Raw genomic sequence first — 2,761 nt, forward strand, 5'->3', positions numbered from 1 at the left:
TGTAGCACAAACCATCCTTTATCAAAACTATCCATGTTTTTTCCTTTCCTAACTGAAGAATTTCAGCGACTAGATCTTTTTCTTAGCTTATTTTAAAAAATATTAATAAAACGAATCAATCCGCTAACAATCAATTGGTCAAAAATATAAATCATCACTACAAAGAAAGCAGTGTATTCCATGATAGATTTAAAATCTAACCAACTTTCCTTGCGAGTCGGCCAAGTTGTTTCTTTAAGAAGTTTAAAAATGTCCTTAATAAAACGCATCGTTTTCTCCTATCTCGTTTCTCGGTGTGTGGTGTACTTGCCACAGTGTTTACAAAATTTATTTACTTCTAAGCGTGTTGGTTTTGGATTTCCACTAATTTTGATTGAATAGTTTCTAGAACCACAAACCGCACAGGCTAGACTTGCTTTTTTAAGTGCCATAACGCCTCCATCTTACCTATTATAACAATAAACCTCTGCTTTGACAAGTTAAATTCTTTTTTGAATTCTTAAATTTTTCACTTTAAAATCATCAGATATGGCTTTCTTTCAAGATCGTACCGAATTATTTAGAAATTGAAAAAACCTAGGAATCATCCTAGGCTTTATGTTTCTTATTTACCAAGGTAGTATTCAGAAACTACGTTCAATTTTTCGTCAAATTCGAATACCAATGGTGGGAAGTTAGGGATTTCTACATCCATGATTTCGTCGTCTGACAAACCTTTGATGTGTTTTACAAGAGCACGGATTGAGTTACCGTGTGCTCCTACGAATACGTTTTTACCATCTTTAAGAGCTGGAGCGATTTTATCTTCCCAGAATGGAAGGGCACGTTCCAAAGTCACTTTCAAGTTTTCAGCATCTGGGATATCTGAGTCGTCAAGTGAAGCGTAACGACGATCAGTGTGAGCTGAGTGCTCATCGTCGCGATCCATTGCTGGAGGCAATACATCGTATGAACGACGCCAGATGTGAACTTGTTCATCACCAAATTGTTCAGCTGCTTCAGCTTTGTTTTTACCAGTCAAACCACCGTAGTGACGTTCGTTCAAGCGCCATGATTTTTCAACTGGAACCCACAATTGGTCAGATGCTTCAAGAGCCAAGTTAGTTGTTTTGATTGCACGTTTCAATACTGAAGTGTAAGCTTGGTCAAATTCGATACCAGCTTCTTTGATCAATTTACCAGCGTCAATCGCTTGTTGTGTTCCTTTTTCAGACAAATCAACATCAGCCCAACCAGTGAAAAGGTTAGCTTTGTTCCATTCAGACTCACCGTGGCGAGCAAAAACCAATTTTACCATTTGATGGATACTCCTTTTATTTTCCGAGGTTCCCCTCGTTTATCTATTCTATTTTACACAATTTTTCACAAAAAAGCTAGTCAAAATCAATCAAAAAAGAGAAGAGACTTCTTGACTCTTCTCTTTTAATATAGAACTATCCTTCGATTTGAAAATGTTTTATGCTTGACAAGTATAGCGCTCCTCCAATGATGAGGATAATTCCACCGATCCATCCCAAGAACGGAATCAATGCTACTACCGATCCAACGATAAATAAGATAGACGGAGCAAGTGAGATACGCTTGTCATCCTTGTAGTAGACAAGAGTGAGAATTCCTAGGATTAGAGTTGCGATTTTTACTAAAGTAAAAACAAGGAAAACAATTCCCAAAACAACTCCCGCAAAATCTTCATTTTCAGAAATAGCTGCAATCATAACGATAACGACTGGTAAAATTGCTAAAACAGCTCCTGCAATGATCCCAATAATTCCATCAACTTGTGCAAGTGTTTTTGTCTTCATAAATGTCTCCTAAAAATTTTATTTAATCGTTATTTTACCATATTTTAGTTTTTATTTAAAGTTTTTACCAGTCTGGTATGGAATTGTGATTCCTTTACTGGCTCTCTATACGAATCAAACTAGTGATATTTCAAGTTTTATAGTTCTATTTTTTACTTGTTATTTTACATTATGTCCAGTCGTTCGAGTAATCCATTTTTTTCATAACCTCGTGAAATATGCCCACTCAAATCAGAATCTATATATAACTTACTTCTAATTAGTAGAGAAGTATTTATCATTAGATTTGTTGCTAATCGTTAGTATTCCCCATTTATTAGTTTAGATTATACTCATCATTTATTTTTTTGATTATCCTATTATTTTAGAGGTTGACTTTAGTTACAAGTCAGTTTCATTCTCAATCTCGATTATCTTCTAGATTTTCTAACTGTTTATATTTTCTATTTTGGCGGTTTACACTCTTATGTAAGACTATCTGAGTTAAATATCCGTTTTCTTGTTCTATGCCTTACTCAGATTTAATTTAGTGCTTTTGATCGTTTCTGATAGAACTATACAACTACAGTGGATTGAACCTAGAATAGTACGACAAGGATTCTAAAGCGTTTTTAGAAATTAATTTGACTTTCCTAATCTCTTTGTTCACATCTTATTTCAATCCACTATAGTATTAATAAATTGTTGACTAATCTTCATTCTGCAATTTTTCTGAGATATCGTTATCAGAAAAAAATTTAATTTATCTGACTTCAAATAGTAAAACGAGTATTTGAAATCATAACCACCATACCAGGTCTATAAGCCCAAATTACCAGCCAGCGTCTAAAGACGCTGGCTTTCACGTTGTTCAAGCTCTATTGCTCTTGACTCGTCACTTGCCTCTTAAAGAGGCGTGAGTATTACTTACCACTATCCCTAAAGGGATCCTCATATTCTTTTACACTCAATTTATCTAG

General features: G+C 34.7%; 4 protein-coding genes. All 4 read right to left on the reverse strand.

The annotated features are described in order from the left end of the window. Nucleotides 1-92: 92 nt before the first annotated feature. The 4 genes from secE to HMPREF1116_RS10895 all read right to left on the reverse strand — a co-directional run bounded on the left by secE (nucleotide 93) and on the right by HMPREF1116_RS10895 (nucleotide 1,802). Complete coding sequence (gene secE, locus HMPREF1116_RS10880) at nucleotides 93-269, reverse strand: preprotein translocase subunit SecE (RefSeq protein WP_001211016.1); 177 nt, start codon at nucleotides 267-269, stop codon at nucleotides 93-95. Nucleotides 270-278: 9 nt separating this feature from the next. Next, nucleotides 279-431: a 50S ribosomal protein L33 gene (rpmG, locus tag HMPREF1116_RS10885; RefSeq protein ID WP_001809375.1), complete on the reverse strand. Its 153-nt coding sequence runs from the start codon at nucleotides 429-431 to the stop codon at nucleotides 279-281. A 173-nt stretch (nucleotides 432-604) separates the two neighbouring features. Then, entirely contained in the window at nucleotides 605-1,297 is a 693-nt protein-coding gene (locus HMPREF1116_RS10890; RefSeq protein WP_000240127.1) for a phosphoglycerate mutase, read from the reverse strand. Nucleotides 1,298-1,433: 136 nt separating this feature from the next. Beyond that, on the reverse strand, nucleotides 1,434-1,802 hold the full coding sequence (locus HMPREF1116_RS10895) for a hypothetical protein (RefSeq protein WP_000853146.1): 369 nt from the start codon (nucleotides 1,800-1,802) through the stop codon (nucleotides 1,434-1,436). Nucleotides 1,803-2,761 lie beyond the last annotated feature (959 nt).

Source organism: Streptococcus sp. SK140, assembly GCF_000259525.1.
Classification (GTDB): domain Bacteria; phylum Bacillota; class Bacilli; order Lactobacillales; family Streptococcaceae; genus Streptococcus.

Coding starts and splice junctions, on each gene's coding strand:
- secE (WP_001211016.1), bottom strand. CDS start 269: ATGCGTTTTATTAAGGACATTTTTAAACTTCTTAAAGAAACAACTTGG.
- HMPREF1116_RS10890 (WP_000240127.1), bottom strand. CDS start 1,297: ATGGTAAAATTGGTTTTTGCTCGCCACGGTGAGTCTGAATGGAACAAA.
- HMPREF1116_RS10895 (WP_000853146.1), bottom strand. CDS start 1,802: ATGAAGACAAAAACACTTGCACAAGTTGATGGAATTATTGGGATCATT.
- rpmG (WP_001809375.1), bottom strand. CDS start 431: ATGGCACTTAAAAAAGCAAGTCTAGCCTGTGCGGTTTGTGGTTCTAGA.